We start from the raw sequence: 23,411 nt of genomic DNA, 5'->3' as shown, positions 1-23,411 counted from the left end.
AATGACGCCCCGTTAAACGCCAACAGCCAAGGAAACCGCCTTTATGAGCAAGCCCCCTATGAGTGAGCCAACCAAACCACTGGCCGGCATTAAAGTACTCGATATCTCCCGCGTACTGGCCGGGCCGTGGTGCGGTCAAATGCTTGCGGATATGGGCGCGGATGTCATTAAGGTTGAACGCCCCGGCAGCGGCGATGACACTCGCCACTGGGGCCCTCCTTGGCTGGCGGGCACTGAAGAGTCGGCGTACTACCTGTGCGCTAACCGCGGCAAACGCTCGGTGACCGTCGATATGGCCAAGCCCGAAGGCCAAGCGGTCATTAAGCAGTTAGTCGCGCAATCGGATGTGCTGATAGAGAACTTCAAGGTCGGCGGACTCAAGCGTTACGGCTTGGATTACGCCAGCCTGAAAGCGCTAAATCCTAAGCTGATCTACTGCTCGATTACCGGTTTTGGCCAGGAAAGCCCTTACGCCCACCGGGCGGGTTACGACTTTATGATTCAAGCCATGGGCGGGATTATGAGCCTAACCGGCAAGCCCGATGACGAACCTGGCGGCGGGCCAGTGAAGAGCGGCGTCGCGTTTACCGATATTTTTACCGGGCTGTATGCGGCCAATGCGATACTCGCCGCGCTTTATCAGCGCCGCGATAGCGGCGTTGGTTGCCATATTGATATGGCATTGATGGATGTCCAGGTGGGTGTGCTCGCCAATCAGGCGTTGAATTACCTGACCTCCGGCAATGTGCCCCAGCGCTTGGGTAACGCCCACCCCAACATCGTGCCTTACCAGGCGTTCGCCACCCAAGATGGCCATATGATTATGGCGGTCGGCAATGACGAGCAGTTCAAACGTTTCTGCACGGTGCTTTCGCTTCCGACCTTGGCTGAAGACCCACGCTTTGCCACCAACGGCGCCAGGGTGAATCACCGGGCACTGCTGGTACCGCAATTGGAAGCGGCGCTGGCCCAACGCACCACCGATGAATGGTTGGCTGCTTTTGAAGCAGTTGGCGTGCCCTGCGGGCCGATCAATACGCTCGATCGGGTGTTCGATGACCCGCATGTAAAAGCGCGCGGGCTCAAACAGACCCTGCCCCACGACCAAGCGGGCCACGTTGATCTAGTGGCTAATCCTATCCGCTTTAATGGTGCTCAACTGAGTGCCACCACGGCGCCGCCCCACTTGGGCCAACACACAGAAAGCGTGTTGGAAGAGCTTGGGATTACTCCGGAGCAGCGTACGGCGCTTCGCGAAGCGGGCATTATTTAGCCGCTTTTTGTCGTCAAAACCACTTCCTTTCTTTAGCGCCTGAATAGGCGCTTTTTTATGCCTTTTTACTGAAAGAAAAGCGGTAAGCAAAAGCGCGATACAGGCAACATTTCTGTACAAAACCTATACCAACACTGTATTAATATTTAAAATAAGCATTGCAAAACTAAGCATTGCAAATACTGGACATTACAAAAACTGAGCATCAGAAAAATATGCATCGCAAAGCGCTTCCATATAGCGTAAAGAAAGCGCTTTTTCTAATAAACGCTTTAGCGGCAATCGCCGTTACTGACACCATCAGGAGCAGCAATGAGCCAGTGCGCACGCGTTAATGGCAGCTGTAAACGCTGTGAAGGCGAATTGCCTTTTGAATTCACCATGGCTTTTCAACCGATTGTGGATTTATCACTGGCTGAAATCGTCACTTACGAGGCGCTGGTTCGCGGTATGCAAGGCGAGTCTGCTGGGAGCGTTATTTCGCAAGTCACGAGTGATTTGCTCTACCGCTTTGACCAGGCCTGCCGAGTGAAAGCAATCGAAATGGCCAGTGCACTGGGCATGCAAACCAATCTTTCGATTAACTTTTTGCCCAACGCCGTTTACGAACCCGAAGCCTGTATACAGGCAACGCTAGAAGTATCAAAGCGGGTGGGCTGGCCAACGAACCGGCTCATTTTTGAAATCACCGAAACCGAGCGTGTCCGCGACCGCCAGCACCTATGCAATATCATTGATGCCTATCGCTCGATGGGTTTCAAAACGGCACTCGATGACTTTGGCAACGGTTACGCCAACCTGGATCTGCTCACTGACTTAACCCCTGACACGCTCAAAATCGATCGTGAATTAGTGATGCACTGCGATAGCGACCCACGCCGCCAAGCACTGTTGAACGCCATCATTTTACTCGCCCAAGAGCTCGACATGGGACTGATCGCCGAAGGCGTAGAAACCCGAGCCGAGGCATTGTGGCTGGCCCGGGCCGGTATTGTCCGTCAGCAGGGCTTTTATTTTGCCAGGCCCGCAGTGAACGCCCTTAGCGGCGACTTGACGGAGCACCTTCAAGAGTTGCGCCTAGCTGTTAAAACGCTAAACAGGGCTTAATTCTTCCGTTATCGTTAGGACAGCCCGCAACCGCTATGTAGCAAGGTTGTCATTGCATCGTCACCCATGTAAGTAACGCTATTAGGCACTATGCTTACAGATACGCACTATGCTGAAAGAACATCTCTCATCAATCTAGGAAGTAAGCCATGAGCAGCAATGCCGAACTGAACGAGTTGAAACACAAATATGTCGCTGCTGGCGCTGCTAGCCCCGCAACGGCATTCGCCGACCGCGCTGAAAATTCTGAAATCTGGGACGTTGACGGCAACCGCTTCATCGACTTTGCAGGCGGCATTGGCGTACTTAACGTGGGCCACCGCCACCCGAAAGTAGTCGCGGCGGTAAAAGCCCAGCTTGATAAGCTGATGCACACCTGCCAGACGGTCATGCCTTATGAAGGCTATGTCAAAGTCGCTGAAAAACTCAGCCAGATCGTGCCTGTTCGTGGCCACGCCAAGGTCATGCTGGCTAACTCGGGCGCTGAAGCGCTGGAAAACGCCGTCAAGATCGCCCGCGCAGCCACCGGCCGTTCCAACGTTATCTGCTTTGACGGCGGCTACCACGGCCGTACCTTCTTCACCATGGCCATGAACGGCAAGGTAGCGCCTTACCAGAGCGACTTCGGCCCGATGCCGGGCACCGTCTTCCGAGCCCCTTACCCAGTGCCCTACCACGGCGTTAGCGAAGATGAAGCCATTCGTGGCCTTAAGATGACGCTAAAAACCGATGCCAACCCCAAAGATACCGCAGCCATCGTGCTTGAGCCGGTACTAGGTGAAGGCGGTTTCTACCCAGCCTCTACCAGCTTCCTGACCAAGATCCGTGAAATCTGCGATGAGCACGGCATCCTGATGATCATCGACGAAGTGCAGTCAGGCTTTGGCCGTACCGGCAAAATGTTTGCCATCGAACACAGCGGCGTTGAACCGGACATCATGACCATGGCCAAGAGTATGGCCGACGGCATGCCGATCTCCGCGATTGTCGGTACCGACAAAGTCATGGACGCATCAGGCCCTAACTCACTGGGCGGCACTTACACCGGTAGCCCCACCGCCTGTGCCGCAGCGCTGGCCGTGATGGAAGTGTTTGAAGAAGAGAATATTCTGGAGAAGAGCCAAGCGCTGGGCGACAAGCTGGCGAAGCGCTTCAACGAGTGGGCGGGCAAGTTTGACTGCATCGATAATGTGCGCAATATGGGCTCGATGGCCGCATTTGAGTTGGTATCGAACAAAGCAGATCACACGCCTAATGCTGAGCTGGCGGCGGCGCTGTGCAAGAAAGCCCGTGAAGAGGGCTTGATCCTGCTGTCATGCGGCATGTACGGCAACACCATCCGCTTCCTGATGCCCGTCACTATTCAAGACGACGTACTCAACGAAGGGCTGGATATCATCGAGTCCTGCCTGGAATCGTTGACCTAAGCATTATCAATATTCAAACATACGCCGCCCAATTGGGCGGCGTTTTTGTCTAGCCAGCTTTTGTCTAATCTATGCGGCTATCGCCTCATTTAAAAAAACGTCAAACCTGACAACATCACTTGAATAAAGGCGCTAGCTGATTCAACTTTCCAACCTGATAAAGATCATGCATATAAGCATCCACTTTAGAGATCAAGTAGTTCAAGAACACAATAAAAAATATCATAGACATAATCATCGAAGGTTGATTAATCCACTCTAAAATCGACACACTAACTTCATAGTGAATGGTGTAGATACTCATGGCCGCCAATAATTGAATCAACCCGCAGTTAGCAATGACGGCGACTATAAAAAAGCTTCTCAGGTTAATGGAAGGCAGCCCTGTCTTGAAGCAAAGAGCATGGCGAGCGCTTGTACTACCCCTCCCCTTTTTGCTCGACGAATTTAAAACCAAACCATTTTTACGCCTTAAAAGCGGCACTCCATAAATCTCCCGCCCCTCTTTAGAAAAAGCAATCCGCAATGCTGCCACATTAAAATCATTACCGAATATATCAACAGCCGCTTTATCAAGAAGGGAGGCATCTTGATTTTCAACTGCTCTCTTTTCGTGGACGCTAAGCTTTTCGAACTGCCTGTTTTTCTTACCCGAAAGTTTGGCGCTATCATATGTATTAATATTGAAATGCATTTGATAGATTTGATACCAAGAAATCGTCACTCCCACCAAAATCATCAAAAAAACAAGCGCTGTTAACATGATGATATCCTCGCCCCATGACTTATGTAGTTTAATGATAACTTATCTAACCCGCTTACCAACGAGTAGGCCCTAAAAAACGCGTCTCGTTGGTGTATGCAATCGAAGGGTCATCTCAAGCGATGATAGGCAGGACAGCGCGACTACCTGCAACAGGCGACTATGACCACCATTGGCGAAAGCTCCGCCAGGGCCGGTTTTTCCGCAACCCAACAGTTTCGCCACTGTGGGCGCTTAAGCGATGGGCACGGCTGATCCCGCACAGAGCTTCCGTCGCAGCGACCTCGGCTCAGTTACCGAGGCCGACGGTCACCTTCCAAAAAGTTAGCCGTAAATACCGCTTTACCATGGGTCTCAAACGACCACTTCATCACATCGCTTAATGCTGCCATTACCTCATCGAACTCGCCAAATACCTGAGTGCTCATGCGGTTCGGGTGCACTTCCAGTCCCGTCGCCTCCAGGCGTTTCACCACCTCTTTGACTACCGGCTTGAAGTCATCGGCCAGCGGGTAATAGCTAAGTTGTACGGAAAGGTACATAACGCCTCCTTACGCTGTATGAGAAGTCTGTCTGGCGTTGGCGATACGTTGCCAGGCAGTCAAAATGGCGGCACGCGTCTCATCCGGGTGCTCCATCGGGAACATGTGCGTACCGGGAACCTCGCTCACCGATAACCCCTTTCGCCGCAAGCGTTTGATGCGCGACGCCGTCAGCAAGTGGGATTCGTTACCCGCCACCAGCTCTAGCGGCACGCCAAGCCGCTGCGGCAAGCGCGAAAGGTGATCCGGCAGATGGCGGAAAATCTCCACCTCAATGCTAGGATCAAAGGTCAGCTCAGCGCTGCCGTCGTCTAACAAGCGCGTCCCTGCTTCAATGTAGTCGTTGAGTGCTTGGGGGGTAAAGCGCTTAAACAGTCCCCGACGTCCCAGTGAACTCGCCATTACCTCACGGCTGGGCCATACACTTCGACGCCCCAGGGTTTTACCGGCAGGTGTAATTCGGTCAATAAAGCCAAACCGCTTGGCCGCTTTCATCGCCCAGGCATCCGACCCCAGCATAAGCGGTGGGTCGAGCATGATCACCCCACAAAAGCGCTCGGGCTGCTTGTCGGCGGCCATGGCCATCAAAGTGCCGCCCAGCGAGTGTCCCACGCCCAGCAGCGGTTTATCACTCTGCGGCAGGTAGCTCAGCAGCTCATCCACCAGATTGCCCCAGTTATGATTCACCGGATAATCCGGATGATGACCCAGACGATCCAGCGGGTGGAGATCAAACATCTCTGCCAGCGGGTTCAGCAGGCTGCGGTAGCTTAACCCTGGAAAACCATTGGCGTGGGCAAACACTAAACGGGGGCGTGAAGCGGCATCAGCAGACATGGCGGAGCTCGTGGGTGACCAAACGGAAAAATGAACAACTCAAACTATCATACGTCTGTTTTAGCGCGCCCCTGCCACGGGGTCAATCAGGCGAAGGGTTAACAGGCTAATTAAAACAGCGGGAGTTGGTGTTCCTGCGTATTTTCCGCCAGCCGATACCCCACACCCAGCAGGCGCACGGGGCGCTCGCCACGGGACCAGCCGATATTGAGTAAGGTTTCAAACTGAGCAAGATTGGGCGCTGGGTCGGCGTGTTCGACCGTGGTTTGAGTAAAGTCGTTGAATTTTACTTTGACGATGAGGCCGCGCACCGCCAGTGGCGGGTCTAGACGCGCATAGCGGCGCTCCAGATCTTCGATCAGCGCGGGTAGTTCTCGGTGACAGGCATCGAGGTTGGGTAAATCCTGGGCGTAGGTCTGCTCGGTGCTGACCGATTTGCGCTCCCGGTGGGTTTTCACCGGGCGCTCGTCCCGCCCCCAGCTTAGCTCATGCAGCCGCCGCCCAAAGCGGCCAAAGTGCTCGACCAGGTCGGTCAGCGTGCGGGTGCGCAGGTCAGCGCAGGTATGAATATCCAGCCCCGCTAACTTCTCAGCCGTACGCGGGCCCACCCCATGGATTTTCTTGACCGGCAGCTGTTGTACGAAGCTATCGACCTTATCCGGCGTAATCACACACAGGCCGTCGGGTTTGTTCCAGTCGCTGGCAATTTTGGCCAGAAACTTGTTGGGCGCGACGCCCGCTGAAACGGTGATCCCCACTTCTCGGCTAACCCGTTCCCGGATCGCTTCAGCCATAAGTGTCGCGCTGCCGCGGTGCTGGGTGACCTCCGAGACATCCAGAAAGGCCTCATCCAGGGAGAGGGGTTCGATCAGTTCAGTCACATCGCGATAAATGGCGAAGACCTGGCGGGCGACCTCTTTGTATTTGGCCATCTCACCGCGAATCACGGTGAGGTGCGGGCAACGCTTGAGTGCCTGGCCCATGGGCATGGCCGAATGAATACCAAACTCGCGGGCGGGATAGTTGCAGGTGGCCACCACCCCGCGCTGCTCGACGCTGCCACCAATCGCAATCGGGATATCCCGCAGCGCGGGGTTATCGCGCATTTCCACTGCTGCATAAAAGCAGTCACAGTCGCAGTGAATGATTTTGCGCACCGGCTACCCTTCTACCTGTAAAAAACCACAGTTTATCACAGCATCAGGTGCCGCAGAATGTCCTTAGCACCTGCTCATTTTCCGTGGCGGGCGCTGCTAAACGGCGCGCTTCAACGGAGTCATCGAATGGCTGGGTGACGACCGCTAACAGCGTATGAAAAGGCACAAAATCACCGTCGTAAGCGGCATCGATGACCTCTTGAACCCGGTGGTTGCGGGGAATAATGACCGGGTTGGCCCGACGCATGGCGGCAAAACGCTCGCTATCCTGACTGGCTACCTGCGCTTGCTGCCAGGTATCTAGCCAGGCGGTTAGCTCATTAGGCTGAGTCGTTAGCGCCAGTAGCGCCTCGCGGTGTTCATCATTCGGCGAGGAAGCGTATTGCGTGAGCGCATCAAAAGCGGCGGTCATATCCATCCGCCCCTGGTGCATCTGGCTTTCTAGGCCTTCCATTAGGGCTTCGGCTTGGGGGCTTTCCGCCGCTAAACCGAGTTTATCGGCGTGCAGGCGGAGTTGTTCTGCACTAAACAGCGTATCGAAGCGGCGAATGGCATTGGTGGCCTGCTCTACCACCGTCTCGCCCTCTTCACGCATCAGCGGCAGCAACGTTTCGGCAAAGCGGGCCAGGTTCCACTGGGCAATCGCTGGCTGGTTGGCAAAGGCGTAGCGGCGGCCTTGATCGATGGAGCTGTACACCTTCTGGGGGTCGAACTGCTCCATAAAGGCACAGGGGCCGTAATCGATGGTTTCACCGGCAATGCTGCAGTTATCGGTATTCATCACACCATGGATAAAGCCGACGCTCATCCAGCGGGCAATCAGCACGGCCTGGCGGGCGACCACCGCCTCCAGCAGCGCCATATAGGGGTCTTCCGCATTGGCGGCTTCCGGATAGTGGCGCGCAATCACATGATCCGCCAGGGCTTTGAGCAACGCTTCATCCCGCTGTGCAGCGGCAAACTGAAAGGTGCCCACGCGAATATGGCTGCTCGCCACGCGGGTAAAGACGGCGCCGGGCTCGGCCATTTGCCGCACTACGCGCTCGCCGCTGGTGACGGCCGCAAGGGCTCGGGTGGTGGGAATGCCCATCGCCGCCATGAACTCACTCACCAGATACTCACGCAGCACCGGGCCTAGCGGTGAACGACCATCGCCACCGCGGGAAAACGGCGTGCGGCCGCTGCCCTTTAGCTGCACATCGCGGCGAATGCCGACCTGGTCGATCACTTCGCCCAGCAGCAACGCACGGCCATCGCCTAGTTGTGGCACGAAGTTGCCGAACTGGTGGCCTGCGTAACCTAACGCGCCCGGCTTGGCATCCGGCATGGGCTGGTTGCCGCTAAACCACTCGGCGAGCGTGGCGGGATCAGGTATCTCTTGAGCGCCCAGCTCATGGGCAAGCGGCGCATTGAATGCGATCAGCTCTGGGCTAGCGACGGGTGTTGCTTGGGTGGCGACCCAGAGGGGTTCAGGTAAGGTGGAGTAGAGATGTTCGAATGGCAGCACGATAGGCTCCGCTTTTAGTGGCAATGACTAATGTCTATCCTTAGCTAATACCCTAGCATTCTACTCAACTAAACGCCGAGACGATGTTGCCAAACATGCCAAATGTTAAAAACAGCGAGCTGACGCCACTTCCAAGGGATTTTTATAACCGCGACACGCTTGAAGTGGCTCGAGCCATGCTCGGCTGCTGGCTGGTGCGCGAGCATAACGGCGAGCAGATGGCGGCAAGAATTGTCGAAACCGAGGCTTATTGCGGCGCGGAAGACTCGGCCTGCCATGCTCACCGTCGCCGCTCACCGCGCACAGAAGCGATGTTCGGCCCCGCTGGCCACGCCTACGTGTATCTGGTTTACGGCATGCACTGGCTACTGAACGTAGTGACCGAGCCGGAAGGCTCGCCCTGCGCGGTATTGATTCGTGCTGTTGAGCCCACGGCCAACGAGGCCGCCATGCGAGCTATTCGTCAGGCAACGGGCAAACAACTCAGCAATGGCCCCGGCAAGCTCACGCGCGCTTTAACGATTGATAAAGCGCTGTATGGCCATGATATGACCCAGGGTGAAAAGCTGTGGATTAGCGCAGCAACCCACGACGCCTCGATCGTCAGTGGGCCCCGTGTAGGCATCGATTACGCCCAGCCCGAGCACCGTGATGCACCCTGGCGGCTCTGGTTGGAAGATAATGCATGGGTATCGAAAGCACGCTAATAGCGATCTTTAAGAGGGCTGCAAACAGCGAACGGCCTGTTCAAGCACCGGCGTTAACGGCGCGCGCCACTGATGAGTCAACAGCGCGTCCGCCCTTGTGACGCCAAGCGACAGCGACGCTAGCGGCATTCCCCGTTCATGGGCGGCGCGGCAGAAGCGGTAACCGGAAAACACCATCAACGAGGTGCCCACGGCCAGCACAGCATCCGCCTCGGCTAGCGCTACCTGGGCTGCCAGCCGCCGTTCGGCAGGGACTACATCGCCGTAGAACACCACATCGGGCTTTAAGATACCGCTACAGCGCGGGCAGTCGAAAATGCGGAAACTGCTAAAGTCGGTTTCCAGGTCGGCGTCGCCATCCGGGGCATGGCCTGCCTGCAAACCAGTAAAGCTCGGATTCATGCGCGCCATTTCGGCATGCATGGCGTGGCGCATCATTTGATAGTCGCACACCATGCACTTCACCATGTCCGCACGGCCATGTAGGTCGATCACCCGTCGGGAACCGGCGCGTTGATGCAGGCGATCCACGTTTTGAGTGACCAGCTGTTGGATGTAGCCCCGCGACTCCAGCGCGGCCAGCGCACGGTGCGCACCACTCGCCTGGGCTTCGCGCAAGGCGCTAAAGCCGATCAGCGCACGCGCCCAGTAGCGCTGACGAACATGATGAGAACTCATAAAGTCGCCATGCTGCACCGGCGGCGGGCGCTTCCACTGCCCATCCGCACCCCGATAGTCCGGAATGCCGCTGTCGGTACTTACGCCCGCACCGGTAATCACCCACAGTTTGGGGTGCTGCTGGATAAACGCTGCCAGCTCCTCACCCGCCTGGGCAACGCTATTTACTATTTCCACGGCCTGCGTCAATCGTTCACCTCTAGGCAATCTTGCTCAAACTCAACGATACTGTATGACAACCAACGCCTGCGCAATGCACAACGGCACCTCATTATTTTAAGGAGCATATGATGCAACAGTCTGAGCAACGTTCTGGGCAGCACGACCATGATGTCATCATTGTCGGCGGCGGCATGGTCGGCGCCGCGCTGGCGGCGCGCTTGGGCCAAACCGGCTTTTCTGTAGGGCTGGTGGAACAGGGCGATGCCCCCACTCCGCCCAGCGGCGATTATGACCTGCGCATCTCATCGCTCAATGCGCGCTCGCTGGCATTTATCAAGGCAAGCGGCACCACTCTGCCGGAAGAGCGTAGCTGCCCGTTTCGCCATATCGATGTTTCCAACCAGGATGGCACCGGCCACTCTCTGTTTTCCGCTGAAGATAGCGGAATGGAAGACTTCGGCATCTTTATCGAAAATCGCACCCTGCAGTATGCGCTATGGCAACGCCTGGAACAGCTGCCCAGCGTTACCTGCTACACCCAGTGCGCGCCGTTAAGCACCGTCTCGGCGACGAACAGCCGACTACTGGAGCTGGATAACGGCAAAACCCTAAGCGCCCGCCTGATTGTCGGCGCCGACGGGGCAACATCGACGCTGCGTTCGCTGGCCGGCATTAGCGTGACCCGCTATGACTACCATCAGCGGGCGATGATCATTAACGTGGAAACCGAACTGCCCCAGCAGGATGTCAGTTGGCAGGTGTTTACCCCCACCGGCCCGCTGGCCATGCTGCCGCTTCCCGGCCAGCGCGCCTCCCTGGTGTGGTATGACCGCGACGAAACCACCAAAGCCCGCGAACAGCTCGACGATGACGCACTGAAAGCGGCCATCGAAATGGCCTTTCCCAAGCGCCTGGGCAAAATCACTCGCATCGTGGCGCGGGCTAGTTTTCCCATCAAGCGCCAACACGCTCAGCGCTATATCGGCAAGCGCCTGGCGCTGATTGGCGATGCCGCCCACGTGGTGCATCCGTTGGCAGGCCAGGGGTTGAATATCGGCCTTCACGACGCCGACACCCTGGCCGAGATCATCGTCAAAGGTCGCGACCCAGGTGACCCGATTGACCTACTGCGCTTCGAGTGCCAGCGCCGCGTCGCCAACCAGGCCATGATCGCTGCCACCGACAGCTTTCACCACCTGTTTACCGGTGCCAAGCCGCTGCGCCAGCTAGGCGATCTAAGCCTGCAAATTGCCGAGCGCTTCCCGTTCGCCAAACGCATGATGATGCAACAAGCCAACGGCTTGAATCCGTTTAAAATGCGCTGAGTCTCGTTTGGGCCGACACCGCTTTACATGCAAACTGCCAAAACGGCAGGCCAAGTAACCGACGATGGCATTAGCTTCAGCCGCGAGGACGGCCCACAGCTTCTCCGCCCGGGTGACGGCGAAGCCACCGGCGCTGCATCACTGGCCATCCTCTGCTTCAGAGGTCGCCTGTACGTGTCTCTCTACGGCATCAATCAGCGCTTGCATACCAAAGGGGTCTAAAGGTTCGCCATTGATGAAAAAGGTCGGTGTTTGGCGAATCTGGTTTGTCCTGACATCCGCCATGTCTTGGTCGATCACCGCCTGTACGTCAGCAGAGGTAAGTTGTTCCTCGGCAGCCGCTCGATCAAGACCCGCTTCGCTGGCGATTTCCAGGATAGCGGATTCATCAAAACTGCCATGAGATGCCCACTGCTCCTGGCGAGCCAGCAGTGCTTCCAGTACCGGTTCGAACACTCCCTGACGACGCGCGACTTCCAACACACGAATGGCCTTATCAGATACGTCGCCGTGGAAAGGCGTGTAGCGCACGATTAGCCGCACTTTTTCCGGATAGGTTTCCAGAATACGTTTGGTAAGTGGGTAGAAGGCGCGGCAGGCTTCGCAGGCCGGGTCTAAAAACTCAACAATCGTCACTGGCGCGTCTGCTTGCCCCAGGATTGGGGAGTGTGAACGCACCAAGGAACTCTCGGCCTGGGCACCATTCTCACTGGCCGCCTCAGCTTGCATATCCAAGAGTGCAGGTTTTGATACCATCACGATGGCAGCCGTTAGCATCAACGTACCCGCAAGCATAAAAGACGTTTTTTTGAACATTTTTCTCTCTCTGTTTCAAAGGTGTAGTTAAAAAGCCAGATCGGGACGCTACGGCATTTAGCCAAATGGTAAATAGACATCTAAACGAGCGTGCTTTGGCCTGTTACTCATGCCCATAAAGGTTGGCATCCTGATGCGCGTGATCAATATGCTCAAACTCCAAGCTGGAATGGACAATGTTGAAGCGCTTTTTTAGCTGATCTTTGATCGCTGCTTTCACTGATTCAAGCCGCTGCCAACCTGCTTCCGTCATGACCACGTGGCAATCAAGGGCGGCCGCATTTTCCTGCATCTGCCACAGGTGCACATGATGAATATCCTGGACACCCTCGATGCTTCGTACGGTTTCAATGACGCCTTGCCCGTCAATGTCAGGCGGAGATCCCAGCATCAGCGTGCGGATAGGGCCACCAATTTCTGAGAAGGCAAGGTAAAGAATATACAGCGCAATCCCTATCGTAATGGCGGGATCTACCCAACGCATGTCATACAGCAAAATCAGTGAACCGCCGATAATCACGGCGATGGAGGCAAACGCATCCGATAAGTTGTGCAGAAACAGAGCGCGTATATTGACACTCTCTTTTTGCATCGACCAAGTGAGCATGGCGGTAAGTGCATCGATGACAAGCGCGACCCCACCAATGATAACGATGATCCAACCCTGTATCTCAGGGGGATGGATCATGCGCATAGCGCCTTCGTAAATCAGATAGACGCCGACGATAATGAGCGTGGTGTAGTTAATGAGTGCTGCCACTATCTCGATGCGGCCATAGCCAAAGGTCATGTGCGCATCGGCGGGCCGTCTTGCGATTTTGCGGGCGGCAAAGGCAATGACGAGCGCTGCCATGTCAGAAAAATTATGCAGCGCATCAGCGATAAGCGATAGGCTTCCCGACAGAATGCCACCGACGATTTGGGCGATGGTTAACAGACCATTGGCCCAAATTGAAATGCTGACACGCCGGTCGCCAGAGGCCGGATCAATGTGGGCATGATCATGATGATGTCCCATCTGTTAACCTCATTCGGATTATTCATTCCCTTCACTATAAAACCTCTAGCCACTAAAGCTTCAACCCTTGAGTATTGTCTATTTGCACCGCTCCGGTGGGGTAACGCTTGCCTAGATACTGGCGTAGCGATCGAGCTGCAACTGCTCCGCAAATTGATTGATCATCTTGGTTAGATTGGCAAAGGTGGGTAAATCCGGTGCCACTACGTGATACCTATAGGCAAGCGCCTCAATCACATCGCACCACATTTACGAGGGGGCAGCGAATCCGTTTAAAATGCGCTAGAACCGACTACGCTGAGAAGGCAGCGGCTCACTGTCGCCAATAACAACCACAATAACCTCTCATCTAAGGATCGCTTATGGCGCTTATACAACGGCACCCTCTGCTCACTGCCTCGGCCGTGATCGGTATCAGCCTAGTGGCCTCTTCATCGCTAATGGCCTGGGATGGCGTGGTCGAAAAACAGACCTTCGAGATGGAAAACTTCACGACCCAAGGGGGCATGACCATTCCCGAGGTCACCGTGGGCTGGGAAGCCTACGGCGAGCTCAATGACGCCCGCGATAACGTCATTCTAATCACCCACTTCTTCTCAGGCACCAGCCATGCGGCTGGCCGCTATGAGGAAGATGGGCAGCCGACCGGCTACTGGGATGCCATCATTGGCCCTGGCAAACCACTGGATACCGATGAGTACTACATCATCTCCTCGGATACCCTGGTCAACCTCGGTGCCAATGACCCCAACGTCACCACCACCGGGCCCGCTTCTATCAACCCCGATACCGGCGAGCCCTGGGGGATGGACTTCCCGGTCGTCACCATTCGAGACTTTGTCGAGGTTCAGCGCGAGCTGTTAGAGAGCCAAGGGATTGAATCACTGCATGCGGTGATGGGTGCCTCAATGGGCGCGCTACAGGCCATCGAGTGGGCCAGCGACTACCCTGACCGAGTCGAACGACTAATCTCTGTGATTGGCGGCGGCGTTGCCGACCCATGGCTGCTGGCAACCCTAAGCGCCTGGGCAGCGCCCATTAGACTGGATGCCAACTGGAACAAAGGCGACTACTACGATGGCGAGCCGCCCACCGACGGTCTAAAAGAAGCGCTGAAACTGGTCACCCTCAACGCCAACCACTGGCAGTGGGCCAACGAGACGTTTAATCGCGACTGGGCCGACGAAGCGCGCGACCCCGCGCAGGATATCAACGCCCGCTACGCGATTGAACAAACGCTGGATGAGGTCGCCGCTGCCCGTGCTGCCACATCCGATGCCAATCACCTGCTCTATCTGGTGCGTGCCAACCAAACCTTTATGGCAGGCCACGGCGACTCGTTAGAGGCAGGACTTGCCGCCATCGAAGCACCGACTCTGATGCTGTATAGCGAAAACGATCTCGTCTTCGCGCCCCAAGGCGTGCGCCGTACCGCCGAGCTGATTGAAGCAGACGGCACCGACGTGACGATTGAAACCCTGGAAGGCAACCGAGGCCACTTGGATGGCGTGCTATCCATTGACCAGGCGAGTGATACGTTGCGGGCGTTTTTGCGTTAAGTGATATTCAGCGCTGGCTTTAGGTAAAAGCCAGCGCTTGATTCTGGTGTCGTCTTAACCACTTAGGCTTTGTACGAAAACTGCCTGCACTCGTCTATACGGCGTTAAAAATCATCTCGTGCGCGAGTCCGATCAAAATGCTCATTTACACCCTGTAAACTCGCACGCGAGCCCGGTCCGTTTTTCGTTGATTTTTGCCTTGTCTAGCCATCGCTCGCCGACTTTTCGTACAAACCCTAGTGCGCCCACTATTGGTTTTGAAAGGCACTTAAAGCTTCTGAAGCGTATTAACAATAATGTAAGCACCCAGAATCAGAAGTGAAATGAAGAATACCTTGCGGAACATCTGCTCGGATAAGCGTTCTCTAATTCGCTGGCCAATCACCATGCCAGCGAGCGCGGGCAACACCGCCACTGCCGACATTACGCCCGTTTGGAGTGTCAAAAAATTGGCCTGTTGCAGCGCCGCCGCGAGAGCCACCGTGGAGACCATAAATAGCATGCCCATCGCTTGAATCAGCATATTCTTCGGAAGGCCAATGGCCTGAAGAAACATCACGCCCGGTACCGCAAATGACCCCGTCATCCCGGTAAGCACACCATTCGCCGAGCCGATTAACGGCCCTGCCCAAACCTCATGGCGGCTGGGTACAACAATCTTGATCCCGGCCAGGTTCACGACAGCGTAAATAATCAGCAAACTGCCCAGGAGCGCCGTCAGATACGTGAGATTGACGCGAGTCAGTGCGGCCGCACCAATCCAGACAGTAAGAGTCGCCATCGCCAGAAATGGCCAAATGCGAGCCAAGATGGCTCTTGCGTTCCCGCCCACCGTTGACTGCCAAATGTTCGTAACAAATGAGGGAATAAGCATTAGCGCCATGGCCGTTGGCAGATCCAGCGCGACGGTAAGCAGCGCTAAGCTAACTGGCGGGAGTCCAAGGCCAATGACGCCCTTGACGCTTCCCGCAATCAAGAATGTGCCCGCCACTATTAGCAGGGATGCGAAATCAACCATGTCTGCCTCCGATACATTGACACTAGCAATATATCGGATAGCCCACTCAGTCGCAGCAGATTAAAGGGTGTGGGCCTTTAGCGCGCTGGTCGCTGGCATCTTTCTTGAGCATCGCCTCAGCATACTGCTGATGCCTTGCATTCCTGTCCTCAATATCGGTCGCTCGCCGCAGCTCTCCCGCATCAAATGCGTCCAGAATATCCTGCTCTTCTTTATTTAATCGACTCATTTTGAACGTCCCAAATAGGCTTTGGATGCTTTCCAGGGTACGCCCGAGAGCCTTCCGACAAGCTCAACCTTAAAATCCCAAAAACAGCATATCCAACGCCGCAGAAATTTCGTCTTGCTGCTCAGCAAGACTACCCGCAATAAAACGCAATTCGCTTTCAGGCACAGCAGCCATGTACTGAGTCGCCATGACAACCTCTTGGCCCTTAACGTTGAACACCGGGTTTAGCCTCTGTGCAGGAGACGGTGCCGAGGATTTGGGCAGCAGTGGCACGACCACTCGAGTGTTCAAGCCACTGAGAAGCTCTGTCTGAACATCCAGCAGATAGCCATCCCCACCCTTATTTTCAAAGATATCGAAACGGGCCATTAGAACTGACGGTGCCGTGCAAGAGGCAACCCATTCGCTTCAACGTATGCATTCGAGCTTGCAAGGGCGTTGGCATTATCCTCCAACCACTGCTTCTGCTTATGCAGCTTCACCGCCTCCACAATCCCTGCCTCTGCTGATCGTGAAACATTGATTCCCAGCGCTTTAGCCTCTTTGAGAAGGGCACTATCTAGCGATAGGTTCGTCGGCTTGCGCATGGATTTGGTTACTTCGGCGGCTTGCATGATTCACTCCTCGCACATAACAATGCACTTACTATATGCGCATACTTATAGCACAGCAATTTGCTATTCTAGTGGCTAATGGACAAGCAAGACTGCCTGGTAGTGAAATCAGGTGAAGGCTATTGCCGCGACTAACCTGCTCGGTGATCACTAAAGAGCGACGGACGTTAGCGGCTAGCGTTTTCCTCGGCCACCTGACGAAGCGCATCGACCAACACGTCAGCGGGCTGGGCACCTGAAATCAGGTAGCGTCCATCTAGAATAAATGCGGGAACGGCGTTTACCCCTGCCTCCATGAATCGCTGCTCTGCCGCGCGCACTTCGTCCGCGTACTGATCGGAGCGGGCGATGGCTTCGGCGGTGTCGCCATCCAGCCCAACCTCAATGGCCTTCTCCCCCAGAACCGCTGGATCGGCGGGGTTTTTCGCCTCACCGAAGTAGGCCTCGAATAGTGCCAGCTGCAGGGCTGTCTCTTGGTGTTGCGTTCCGGCCCACGCCAGCACGCGGTGAGCAGCAAAGGTATTGTTCGCCCGACGCTCCAGAGCACCACGGAAATTCAGCCCAAGCTCTTCGGCCACCTCCATAATCTCGCGCTGAGACTGCTCCATGCTGGCCGCGTCTTTGCCGTACTTGCGGCATAAGTGCTCCAGGATTGGCTCTCCCTCGGGCGCCATATCCCGGTTGAGCTCAAAAGGCTGCCAGACCAGCTCAACGTCGATCTCGCCATTGAGTGTCTCTAACGCTTGCTCCAAGCGTCGGTAGCCGATTGCTCACCACGGGCAGGCGACATTGGTACTAGGTCGACTCTTACCTTTTATGCCTTTTGGGTGGCCGGCGAAGATGTGCAGAAAACGATTCTCGTAAAAGCTGGGGGCAGCCGGGACATGCCTCAGCCTGGGAAGATGAAGCGGTTAATAAACCGGTATATGGCTTTTATCGTAATACATTAGCGACTCTTGAAAGAGCCTGGGTGCGGCCACGCCACAACGGCTACATGGACTTTCAAGCCGAAGGGTCAAGCATTTTGGCCACAGGGCTACAAGCCGGGCATCCCGCAAAGAGAATTATAAAACAGCTTAATGCAGCTTATGCCCAAAACAGGTAAGGCAATCGCAGACACTGGGATGGCGTGCTACCCATCGACCAAGCGAGTGATACGCTGCGGGCGTTTATGCAGAAAGGAAGAAACCCGACTAGAAATTAATAGGTAGCGCTATGTTTACGAAGGGAAAACTACCACGTCATCCCCCTCTTGCCATGGCTGAAACTTGGTCATGGCCTGCAGAAAGAAGGCGTGCTCCAACCAGTCTTCTAACCACCGCTGCAGGTGCGGGTAAGGTAGGCTATAAAAAACATCGCGATCTACATGGGCGAATTGGCGGATAAAAGGCATGATGCCAATATCAGCAATGGTCGCGTTATCCCCCAGAAGATAAGGCTTTTGAGTCAGATGCTCCTCTAAAACCTGTAAAAAAGTCTCACCCCGTTGCCGATATTCTGCCTGAGTCATTTCGAGATGTCGGTCGGCATATTTATAACGATCCAGCCAATGTTTAAATTCATTATCGTTTTGGTCGATCAGGGCATTGGCCTGATCCCTAACCTTCGCATCTAACAGCCCCTGCGGATCTTGTTGCTCAAGCGACCACACCATTATTTCTCGGCTCTCTTCGATCACGGTACCATCAAAAAGCTGTAAAACAGGCACAGTACCTTTCGGGCTAATCGCTAGCATCTGGGCCGGTTTGTTTTTCAATATGACCTCCCGCAGCTCCACCTTTAACTCAGCAAACAACGTGCCGAGACGGGCACGCATGGCATAGGGACAGCGACGAAAAGAGTAAAGGCGATGAAGTGATGTCGTCATGGGCATTTTTCACAGTTGAATTGAAATCAGTAGGCTCGGCGTCTCTGGTTTCAGTGGTTACCTCATTTTACGGTTAATCTCTGTTTAAGATTACCGATCAATGGGTCGGAACATGATCCGGTGTAGAAAGTCTATTTTTGGATCTCAGCAAAAACGAGTCGGCTCGGTGACCACTAAGGCTTGACGTTAGCCGTTCGCGCTTTCCTCAGCCACCTGACGAAGCGCATCGACCAGCACATTGGCGGGCTGGGCGCCAGAAATCAGGTAGCGGCCATCTAGGATTATGGCTGGCACGGCGATTACCCCTGCGTCCATAAAGCGCTGTTCTGCCTCACGTACTTCATCTGCATATTGATCAGAGCGGGCGATGGCCTCGGCGGTGTCGCCGTCAAGTCCCACCTCAGTGGCCTTCTCGCGAAGTACTTCTGGGTCGGCCGGGTTTTTCGCTTCACCAAAATAAGCCTCGAACAATGCCAACTGCAGGGCCGTCTCTTGATTTTGCGTTCCGGCCCATGCCAACACGCGGTGGGCAGCGAAAGTATTGTTCGCTCGACGCTCAAGAGCACCGTGGAAATTCAGCCCAAGCTCTTCGGCGGCGGCCATGATCTCGCGCTGGGACTGCTCCATGCTGGCAGCATCCTTACCGTACTTGCGGCATAAGTGCTCAAGGATCGGCTCGCCCTCGGGCGGCATATCGCGGTTCAGCTCAAAAGGCTGCCAGACCAGCTCGACGTCGATCTCGCCATCAAGTGTCTCTAACGCCTGCTCTAAGCGCCGGTAGCCAATCGCGCACCACGGGCAGGCTACATCGGATACTAGGTCAATTTTTACCTTTTGCATTTGTATATCCCTTTGACATATCCCAAAATTCGATCAAACTAAAGAAAGTATGTTACGCGTATAGATTGAGTAACGGCAGTACTTAAAGGAGACAGCCATGGAAAAAGCAGCGGTGTTTAAAAGTAACCGCAGTCAAGCGGTGCGCATGCCGAAATCCCTCGCGCTGCCTGAGAACGTTACACGTGTTGATGTTATTGCCTTGGGTCGCGCGCGCTTAATTACCCCCGTAGGTGAGGCGTGGGACAGCTGGTTTGATGGCCAAAGTGTCACTGCAGACTTTATGAGTGAACGTGAGCAGCCAAACGAACAGGAACGAGAGGCGCTTTGATGCTTAAGTACATGCTTGACACCAATATCTGCATTTTCACCATCAAACATAAACCTCCCCATGTTCGTGAGACCTTTAACCAGCATAGCGACCAGCTCTGCATCAGCACAGTGACACTCATGGAGTTGGTGTATGGTGCTGAGAAGTCCGCTTCTCCCGAGAAAAACTTGGGTGTGATAGAAGGATTTGCGGCGCGGCTGGAAGTTCTCGATTACGACCCCAGTGCCGCTTACCACAGTGGCCAGCTGCGTAGCGAGCTGGCCAAAGCGGGCACACCCATCGGCCCATACGATCAGATGATTGCCGGGCATGCTCGTTCAAGAGGCCTGATTCTGGTAACCAATAATCTAGGGGAGTTTAGTCGCGTCCCAGGGCTTCGAGTAGAGGATTGGATTTAGACGGCCATTCACCCCCAGCAGGTATCACTACTCATGATCAAAACAGCGTTAGCTCTAAGCACCCTATTACTTATCAGCGGGTGCGCCCAAAACAGCAACACCGCCGCATCAGGCACGCCGGACCCAGGTACATCAACCGAGCAAAACCAGCCCCACCACCACATGACCGACCAATGGGTCGGCCGATGGATTGGCGTTGAAGGATTATTCCTGGAAATCAGCAAGGACGAGTCTGCAGGACCGGGCCACTATCTGCTTGAAATGCAGTACGGCCTGGATGCCGACCAAATCGGCACCTTCGAAGGGCAGGCCACCGCCGAGGGCATTCGCTTCAACCGAGGGGACGGCCCACAGCTGCTTAGTGCGGGCGACGGCGAAGCCACTGGCATGAAGTGGCTATTGGAAAAGGAAGACTGCTTGGTAGTCGCAACAGGTGAAGGCTATTGCCGCGACTGACCTGCGCGAATGACCTACGTGGAAAGCACTCAAGGAGCGGCGGGATGAAAGCAGTTATTCACTCGCCACTTCAGCAAAGTGGCCCGCTTTATCCAGGGTGTATTCGCTAAAATCCTGCGCCAAATAAAGCGAGCCTGAATAGGCGTTCTCGGCCTCTTTGCGGATATCTTCGATGGAGGGCGTCGCATTGGGGTTGAACTGGTAACGCGGGCTAAAGTGCGTCAGCACCAGGTTGGGCAGTTGAACCGATTCGGCAAACGCGGCGACAAGCTTGGCGTAGCTATGCCCCACATCACCGGCCTTCTGGGCCATCTCTTCGGTGTAAGTGGCTTCATGCACCAGTACTTGTGCGCCCGAACACGCATCAAACAACAAATCAGGCCGGTCATTGTCCCCAGCGATCACCACTTTTCTCGGCTTATGTTTGAAGATCAAGTAGTCATGGCTTTTTAAAAGCTCACCCGCAAACTCAACATCCAACCCTTGCTTCAACTGCCCCCACAACGGCCCTCTCGGAATGCCCTTCTGCGCTAATTTATCCACGTCCAAGGCGGCGTCGACTTTTGTCTCCGTAAACCCATAAGCATAGGACGGCGCCCTGTGTGAAAGCCTGAATGTGGTAACCGCGATGCTCTCAAACTCAACGCTTGGCAGCTCGTTCGAGTCGATAAATTCCAAGGCGAAGGGCAAGCCTAACTGTGTGGCCTCGCAGGTAGCTTCCAGCCATTCCTTTATGCCTGCAGGTGCCACAATGGTAAGCGGCGCTTTCCGGCCACCCATTCCTGCACTCGCCAGTATGCCCGGCAGCCCATAGCAGTGATCGCCGTGCACGTGGGTAATAAAGATGGCTTTCAATGAATGGAACGACAGCTTGGTATGTAAGACCTGATGCTGAGTGCCCTCACCGCAATCGATCAGGTACCAGCCCTTACCTTTGCTCTCTCGTAAAGCGATCCCGGAGACGTTTCTGCTTTTGGTGGGCACACCGGCGGAGGTGCCGAGGAAGAGTAGATTCATAGCGTGCCTGCTCTCTTTTATGTACTGACTTGGGGAAAAGGATGGTGGATTACAAACCGGCTAAATTTAAGCAGTAGTTTATTTGCGATAATGATTAGGGGTAAGTTTATGTAGTTGAGGACTACCTATCTCTTCCAAGCTTGGCTGACGCACTTGAGGTTAAAGCATTAGCGCTCCTAGCTCATACCGCTTGTAGCACAACTCCTTGGAGTAGAGCCGAAGGCGCAATAGAAAGGGGGGGCGCGCCAGCATTTGTTATGCATGATTGACTAAATATTCGTACCCATCGCTAGTGACTGAATATTGACCAATTACATTGCTGGAGATTAATCCCTCCAACTAAGTTTGGTTCAAGTAACGCTCGAGCTTGAGGCGATGAATATCGGTGATATCCTGAAATATTGACAACGTCCATTCGATCGTATGGCTTCTTTCAAACACTTTCGCTATAGTTGTCATTGCACCCTTCAGGCCACCTGCTGTCTGATCATGCTTTGAACCGTGAAGTGGTATTACTTGCATGAGCTTAAAAGTTACCCTGACTCATCGGTTGATAGTCTAACGTACATCCTGCAGGCGAAAGGCGATGCTTATTAATTAAGTCATTTTGATGATGATCTTCTTTTATGTGCTTGTCATACACTGCGTGGATTAGCTCTAGCCTTTTTCCATAAACATTTTGATTAATAAAAACCTGATTTAAAAGTTCTTTACTCGGACAACCTATTGTCATTTGGCCAAAAAGGCCATCATGGTCAGAACCATCAATCATTCTATACATAAAAACTTTTCTCGATACTTTTTGGAGCTAATGCTCGCAACACCGGAAAACTTTAAGTGAAGAGAAAATTTTTCCGAGTGATTGCGTTTTTTATACGCAATCACCACCATTTCCATATTCGGGAAAAGCGAAAATACAAATTATTCGATTCTTTATGGTATTCCTATATTTAAAATTTCATACTTTGCTTTCATTGTGCCTGGCTAGACACTTGATTATTAATTATCCCCAAGTACATTGGCTGTTCAAAGCCAGAGAATTCCGGCTGCCACTCTATGTCATCCTCTGCTGCGTTATAGTGATACTCTGTGGTCGAGAAAACGACCTGAGCACGATTTTTTTTGCAGATATTTTTTAACCTAGCGATAAATGCTGCAAAATCCTTAGTTTCAATATCATGCTGCCGTGGCGTATCAAATATTAGGAATTCTACGGAGGTGCATCCCATGGAAATAAACAGTTCAAAGAAGGCAGCTCTGAGAGCAAGAACTGACCGCAAAAGCGTACTACCACTGAATTGAGATAATTTTTCCTTTCCAAACAGAACATTAAAATCAGCGTCGACAGTAATGTCTCTTGAAACGTTCTTCGTACTGAGAACATCAAGCCATTCAATAATCTTTTTACGATAGGAATTTCTGAATTCGAGAATTCTGATATCATTCGAACCCGCACCTCCTTCAAAAGAGGAGATATCGCCTTGAAGGCCCCTGCGCCTATTCAAGAGCTGAACGTAATCCTGTTTCTCAGACTCGATCCTTTCCATTACTTCTTTTTTGCCTTGTCGATCAACAATTGATCGCGTTAAGGCACTTATTGCAGATATCAAAGATGTTGTTTGGGAACCCCCTTCTTCTTTCGTCAAACTCGATTCGAGCGAGACAATTTCTTCATCGAGCTTTCTTAAGCTTGATGAATATTCACCAACTCTGATTTCTTGAAATTTAGTATTCCTATCTAAGTCTTTGATTTGATCGCGAAGATA

General features: G+C 54.0%; 28 protein-coding genes. 9 read left to right on the top strand and 19 right to left on the bottom strand.

Going from position 1 to position 23,411, the window contains the following annotated elements; translation table 11 throughout:
• Positions 1–58 precede the first annotated feature (58 nt).
• The 3 genes from CXF87_RS05400 (at position 59) to gabT (ending at position 3,807) form a co-directional block, all read left to right on the top strand.
• Positions 59–1,273, top strand: coding sequence for a CaiB/BaiF CoA transferase family protein (locus CXF87_RS05400; protein WP_035587139.1), 1,215 nt, complete (start codon positions 59–61; stop codon positions 1,271–1,273).
• Positions 1,274–1,585: 312 nt separating this feature from the next.
• Positions 1,586–2,380, top strand: a complete 795-nt coding sequence (locus CXF87_RS05395) for an EAL domain-containing protein (RefSeq protein WP_101145784.1) — start codon at positions 1,586–1,588, stop codon at positions 2,378–2,380.
• Positions 2,381–2,529: 149 nt separating this feature from the next.
• On the top strand, positions 2,530–3,807 hold the full coding sequence (gene gabT / locus CXF87_RS05390; RefSeq protein WP_008958847.1) for a 4-aminobutyrate--2-oxoglutarate transaminase: 1,278 nt from the start codon (positions 2,530–2,532) through the stop codon (positions 3,805–3,807).
• Between the two features lie 115 nt (positions 3,808–3,922).
• Here the strand turns inward: gabT and CXF87_RS05385 are convergent, their stop codons facing one another.
• From CXF87_RS05385 to CXF87_RS05365, 5 genes are all read right to left on the bottom strand, one after another.
• The gene (locus CXF87_RS05385) at positions 3,923–4,570 is read right to left on the bottom strand and encodes a hypothetical protein (RefSeq protein ID WP_101145783.1); all 648 of its coding nucleotides are present in this window, start codon (positions 4,568–4,570) and stop codon (positions 3,923–3,925) included.
• Between the two features lie 293 nt (positions 4,571–4,863).
• Entirely contained in the window at positions 4,864–5,112 is a 249-nt protein-coding gene (locus tag CXF87_RS05380) for a YkoF family thiamine/hydroxymethylpyrimidine-binding protein (protein WP_008958845.1), read from the bottom strand.
• A 9-nt stretch (positions 5,113–5,121) separates the two neighbouring features.
• Complete coding sequence (locus CXF87_RS05375) at positions 5,122–5,949, bottom strand: alpha/beta fold hydrolase (RefSeq protein ID WP_008958844.1); 828 nt, start codon at positions 5,947–5,949, stop codon at positions 5,122–5,124.
• Positions 5,950–6,059: 110 nt separating this feature from the next.
• Complete coding sequence (gene dinB / locus CXF87_RS05370; protein WP_101145782.1) at positions 6,060–7,106, bottom strand: DNA polymerase IV; 1,047 nt, start codon at positions 7,104–7,106, stop codon at positions 6,060–6,062.
• Between the two features lie 43 nt (positions 7,107–7,149).
• The gene (locus CXF87_RS05365; protein ID WP_232774692.1) at positions 7,150–8,613 is read right to left on the bottom strand and encodes a protein adenylyltransferase SelO; all 1,464 of its coding nucleotides are present in this window, start codon (positions 8,611–8,613) and stop codon (positions 7,150–7,152) included.
• A gap of 95 nt (positions 8,614–8,708) precedes the next feature.
• Here CXF87_RS05365 and CXF87_RS05360 point away from each other — a divergent pair, with 95 nt between their 5' ends.
• Positions 8,709–9,320 carry a DNA-3-methyladenine glycosylase gene (locus tag CXF87_RS05360; RefSeq protein WP_101145780.1) on the top strand — a complete coding sequence of 204 codons (612 nt, stop codon included), beginning with the start codon at positions 8,709–8,711 and terminating at the stop codon, positions 9,318–9,320.
• A 9-nt stretch (positions 9,321–9,329) separates the two neighbouring features.
• On the opposite strand, the gene CXF87_RS05355 is transcribed toward CXF87_RS05360, so the two are convergent.
• The gene (locus tag CXF87_RS05355; protein ID WP_101145779.1) at positions 9,330–10,187 is read right to left on the bottom strand and encodes an NAD-dependent protein deacetylase; all 858 of its coding nucleotides are present in this window, start codon (positions 10,185–10,187) and stop codon (positions 9,330–9,332) included.
• A gap of 101 nt (positions 10,188–10,288) precedes the next feature.
• Between CXF87_RS05355 and CXF87_RS05350 the strand changes: the two genes are divergently transcribed.
• On the top strand, positions 10,289–11,485 hold the full coding sequence (locus CXF87_RS05350; protein ID WP_101145778.1) for a UbiH/UbiF/VisC/COQ6 family ubiquinone biosynthesis hydroxylase: 1,197 nt from the start codon (positions 10,289–10,291) through the stop codon (positions 11,483–11,485).
• Between the two features lie 138 nt (positions 11,486–11,623).
• Here the strand turns inward: CXF87_RS05350 and CXF87_RS05340 are convergent, their stop codons facing one another.
• The 3 genes from CXF87_RS05340 to CXF87_RS22220 all read right to left on the bottom strand — a co-directional run bounded on the left by CXF87_RS05340 (position 11,624) and on the right by CXF87_RS22220 (position 13,556).
• On the bottom strand, positions 11,624–12,301 hold the full coding sequence (locus tag CXF87_RS05340; RefSeq protein ID WP_198556013.1) for a DsbA family protein: 678 nt from the start codon (positions 12,299–12,301) through the stop codon (positions 11,624–11,626).
• 103 nt (positions 12,302–12,404) lie between these two features.
• Positions 12,405–13,319, bottom strand: a complete 915-nt coding sequence (locus CXF87_RS05335) for a cation diffusion facilitator family transporter (RefSeq protein WP_101145776.1) — start codon at positions 13,317–13,319, stop codon at positions 12,405–12,407.
• A 111-nt stretch (positions 13,320–13,430) separates the two neighbouring features.
• Complete coding sequence (locus tag CXF87_RS22220; protein ID WP_269801092.1) at positions 13,431–13,556, bottom strand: hypothetical protein; 126 nt, start codon at positions 13,554–13,556, stop codon at positions 13,431–13,433.
• Positions 13,557–13,681: 125 nt separating this feature from the next.
• On the opposite strand from CXF87_RS22220, the gene CXF87_RS05325 reads away from it, so the two are divergent.
• Positions 13,682–14,878, top strand: a complete 1,197-nt coding sequence (locus CXF87_RS05325) for an E22 family MetX-like putative esterase (protein WP_101145775.1) — start codon at positions 13,682–13,684, stop codon at positions 14,876–14,878.
• A gap of 268 nt (positions 14,879–15,146) precedes the next feature.
• Here CXF87_RS05325 and CXF87_RS05320 read toward each other — a convergent pair whose 3' ends face one another.
• From CXF87_RS05320 to CXF87_RS05290, 7 genes are all read right to left on the bottom strand, one after another.
• Positions 15,147–15,896, bottom strand: a complete 750-nt coding sequence (locus CXF87_RS05320) for a sulfite exporter TauE/SafE family protein (protein ID WP_101145774.1) — start codon at positions 15,894–15,896, stop codon at positions 15,147–15,149.
• A 46-nt stretch (positions 15,897–15,942) separates the two neighbouring features.
• Positions 15,943–16,125 carry a hypothetical protein gene (locus CXF87_RS05315; protein ID WP_232774690.1) on the bottom strand — a complete coding sequence of 61 codons (183 nt, stop codon included), beginning with the start codon at positions 16,123–16,125 and terminating at the stop codon, positions 15,943–15,945.
• Positions 16,126–16,194: 69 nt separating this feature from the next.
• A complete protein-coding gene (locus CXF87_RS05310) occupies positions 16,195–16,494 on the bottom strand; it encodes a CcdB family protein (protein WP_101145773.1) in 300 nt (99 codons plus the stop codon).
• Positions 16,494–16,739, bottom strand: coding sequence for a type II toxin-antitoxin system CcdA family antitoxin (locus tag CXF87_RS05305; protein ID WP_101145772.1), 246 nt, complete (start codon positions 16,737–16,739; stop codon positions 16,494–16,496). The genes CXF87_RS05310 and CXF87_RS05305 overlap by 1 nt, the downstream gene beginning before the upstream one ends.
• A 167-nt stretch (positions 16,740–16,906) precedes the next feature.
• Positions 16,907–17,491 (bottom strand): DsbA family oxidoreductase, encoded by a 585-nt coding sequence (locus tag CXF87_RS05300; protein ID WP_232774688.1) that lies wholly within the window; start codon positions 17,489–17,491, stop codon positions 16,907–16,909.
• Between the two features lie 467 nt (positions 17,492–17,958).
• Positions 17,959–18,606: a glutathione S-transferase gene (locus CXF87_RS05295; RefSeq protein ID WP_101145771.1), complete on the bottom strand. Its 648-nt coding sequence runs from the start codon at positions 18,604–18,606 to the stop codon at positions 17,959–17,961.
• Positions 18,607–18,792: 186 nt separating this feature from the next.
• Positions 18,793–19,446, bottom strand: coding sequence for a DsbA family oxidoreductase (locus tag CXF87_RS05290; RefSeq protein ID WP_101145770.1), 654 nt, complete (start codon positions 19,444–19,446; stop codon positions 18,793–18,795).
• A 97-nt stretch (positions 19,447–19,543) separates the two neighbouring features.
• Between CXF87_RS05290 and vapB the strand changes: the two genes are divergently transcribed.
• The 3 genes from vapB to CXF87_RS05275 are packed head-to-tail and all read left to right on the top strand — an operon-like array spanning position 19,544 to position 20,628.
• A complete protein-coding gene (vapB, locus tag CXF87_RS05285; protein WP_008958832.1) occupies positions 19,544–19,774 on the top strand; it encodes a type II toxin-antitoxin system VapB family antitoxin in 231 nt (76 codons plus the stop codon).
• Positions 19,774–20,172, top strand: a complete 399-nt coding sequence (gene vapC / locus CXF87_RS05280) for a type II toxin-antitoxin system tRNA(fMet)-specific endonuclease VapC (RefSeq protein WP_101145769.1) — start codon at positions 19,774–19,776, stop codon at positions 20,170–20,172. Before vapB ends, vapC begins: the two co-directional genes overlap by 1 nt.
• 33 nt (positions 20,173–20,205) lie before the next feature.
• Positions 20,206–20,628, top strand: coding sequence for a hypothetical protein (locus CXF87_RS05275; protein ID WP_101145768.1), 423 nt, complete (start codon positions 20,206–20,208; stop codon positions 20,626–20,628).
• Between the two features lie 54 nt (positions 20,629–20,682).
• On the opposite strand, the gene CXF87_RS05270 is transcribed toward CXF87_RS05275, so the two are convergent.
• From CXF87_RS05270 to CXF87_RS05265, 3 genes are all read right to left on the bottom strand, one after another.
• The gene (locus tag CXF87_RS05270; RefSeq protein WP_101145767.1) at positions 20,683–21,645 is read right to left on the bottom strand and encodes a ribonuclease Z; all 963 of its coding nucleotides are present in this window, start codon (positions 21,643–21,645) and stop codon (positions 20,683–20,685) included.
• 526 nt (positions 21,646–22,171) lie between these two features.
• A complete protein-coding gene (locus tag CXF87_RS21550) occupies positions 22,172–22,426 on the bottom strand; it encodes a hypothetical protein (RefSeq protein ID WP_157826473.1) in 255 nt (84 codons plus the stop codon).
• A gap of 190 nt (positions 22,427–22,616) precedes the next feature.
• Positions 22,617–23,411 (bottom strand): hypothetical protein (locus CXF87_RS05265; RefSeq protein WP_198556012.1); only part of this gene is annotated, 795 nt, incomplete at its 5' end.

Origin of the sequence: Halomonas sp. MES3-P3E (assembly GCF_002836035.1) — a bacterium.
Lineage (GTDB): Bacteria > Pseudomonadota > Gammaproteobacteria > Pseudomonadales > Halomonadaceae > Vreelandella > Vreelandella arctica.
Note: the sequence above shows the minus strand (reverse complement) of the source record. Positions and strands in the feature narration are given on the sequence as shown.

Excerpts from the sequence above, each read along its gene's own strand:
- CXF87_RS05400 (WP_035587139.1), top strand. The coding sequence starts at position 59 with ATGAGTGAGCCAACCAAACCACTGGCCGGCATTAAAGTACTCGATATC.
- CXF87_RS05395 (WP_101145784.1), top strand. The coding sequence starts at position 1,586 with ATGAGCCAGTGCGCACGCGTTAATGGCAGCTGTAAACGCTGTGAAGGC.
- gabT (WP_008958847.1), top strand. The coding sequence starts at position 2,530 with ATGAGCAGCAATGCCGAACTGAACGAGTTGAAACACAAATATGTCGCT.
- CXF87_RS05385 (WP_101145783.1), bottom strand. The coding sequence starts at position 4,570 with ATGTTAACAGCGCTTGTTTTTTTGATGATTTTGGTGGGAGTGACGATT.
- CXF87_RS05380 (WP_008958845.1), bottom strand. The coding sequence starts at position 5,112 with ATGTACCTTTCCGTACAACTTAGCTATTACCCGCTGGCCGATGACTTC.
- CXF87_RS05375 (WP_008958844.1), bottom strand. The coding sequence starts at position 5,949 with ATGTCTGCTGATGCCGCTTCACGCCCCCGTTTAGTGTTTGCCCACGCC.
- CXF87_RS05360 (WP_101145780.1), top strand. The coding sequence starts at position 8,709 with ATGCCAAATGTTAAAAACAGCGAGCTGACGCCACTTCCAAGGGATTTT.
- CXF87_RS05350 (WP_101145778.1), top strand. The coding sequence starts at position 10,289 with ATGCAACAGTCTGAGCAACGTTCTGGGCAGCACGACCATGATGTCATC.
- CXF87_RS05340 (WP_198556013.1), bottom strand. The coding sequence starts at position 12,301 with ATGTTCAAAAAAACGTCTTTTATGCTTGCGGGTACGTTGATGCTAACG.
- CXF87_RS05335 (WP_101145776.1), bottom strand. The coding sequence starts at position 13,319 with ATGGGACATCATCATGATCATGCCCACATTGATCCGGCCTCTGGCGAC.
- CXF87_RS05325 (WP_101145775.1), top strand. The coding sequence starts at position 13,682 with ATGGCGCTTATACAACGGCACCCTCTGCTCACTGCCTCGGCCGTGATC.
- CXF87_RS05320 (WP_101145774.1), bottom strand. The coding sequence starts at position 15,896 with ATGGTTGATTTCGCATCCCTGCTAATAGTGGCGGGCACATTCTTGATT.
- CXF87_RS05315 (WP_232774690.1), bottom strand. The coding sequence starts at position 16,125 with ATGAGTCGATTAAATAAAGAAGAGCAGGATATTCTGGACGCATTTGAT.
- CXF87_RS05310 (WP_101145773.1), bottom strand. The coding sequence starts at position 16,494 with ATGGCCCGTTTCGATATCTTTGAAAATAAGGGTGGGGATGGCTATCTG.
- CXF87_RS05305 (WP_101145772.1), bottom strand. The coding sequence starts at position 16,739 with ATGCAAGCCGCCGAAGTAACCAAATCCATGCGCAAGCCGACGAACCTA.
- CXF87_RS05295 (WP_101145771.1), bottom strand. The coding sequence starts at position 18,606 with ATGACGACATCACTTCATCGCCTTTACTCTTTTCGTCGCTGTCCCTAT.
- CXF87_RS05290 (WP_101145770.1), bottom strand. The coding sequence starts at position 19,446 with ATGCAAAAGGTAAAAATTGACCTAGTATCCGATGTAGCCTGCCCGTGG.
- vapB (WP_008958832.1), top strand. The coding sequence starts at position 19,544 with ATGGAAAAAGCAGCGGTGTTTAAAAGTAACCGCAGTCAAGCGGTGCGC.
- vapC (WP_101145769.1), top strand. The coding sequence starts at position 19,774 with ATGCTTAAGTACATGCTTGACACCAATATCTGCATTTTCACCATCAAA.
- CXF87_RS05275 (WP_101145768.1), top strand. The coding sequence starts at position 20,206 with ATGATCAAAACAGCGTTAGCTCTAAGCACCCTATTACTTATCAGCGGG.
- CXF87_RS05270 (WP_101145767.1), bottom strand. The coding sequence starts at position 21,645 with ATGAATCTACTCTTCCTCGGCACCTCCGCCGGTGTGCCCACCAAAAGC.
- CXF87_RS21550 (WP_157826473.1), bottom strand. The coding sequence starts at position 22,426 with ATGTATAGAATGATTGATGGTTCTGACCATGATGGCCTTTTTGGCCAA.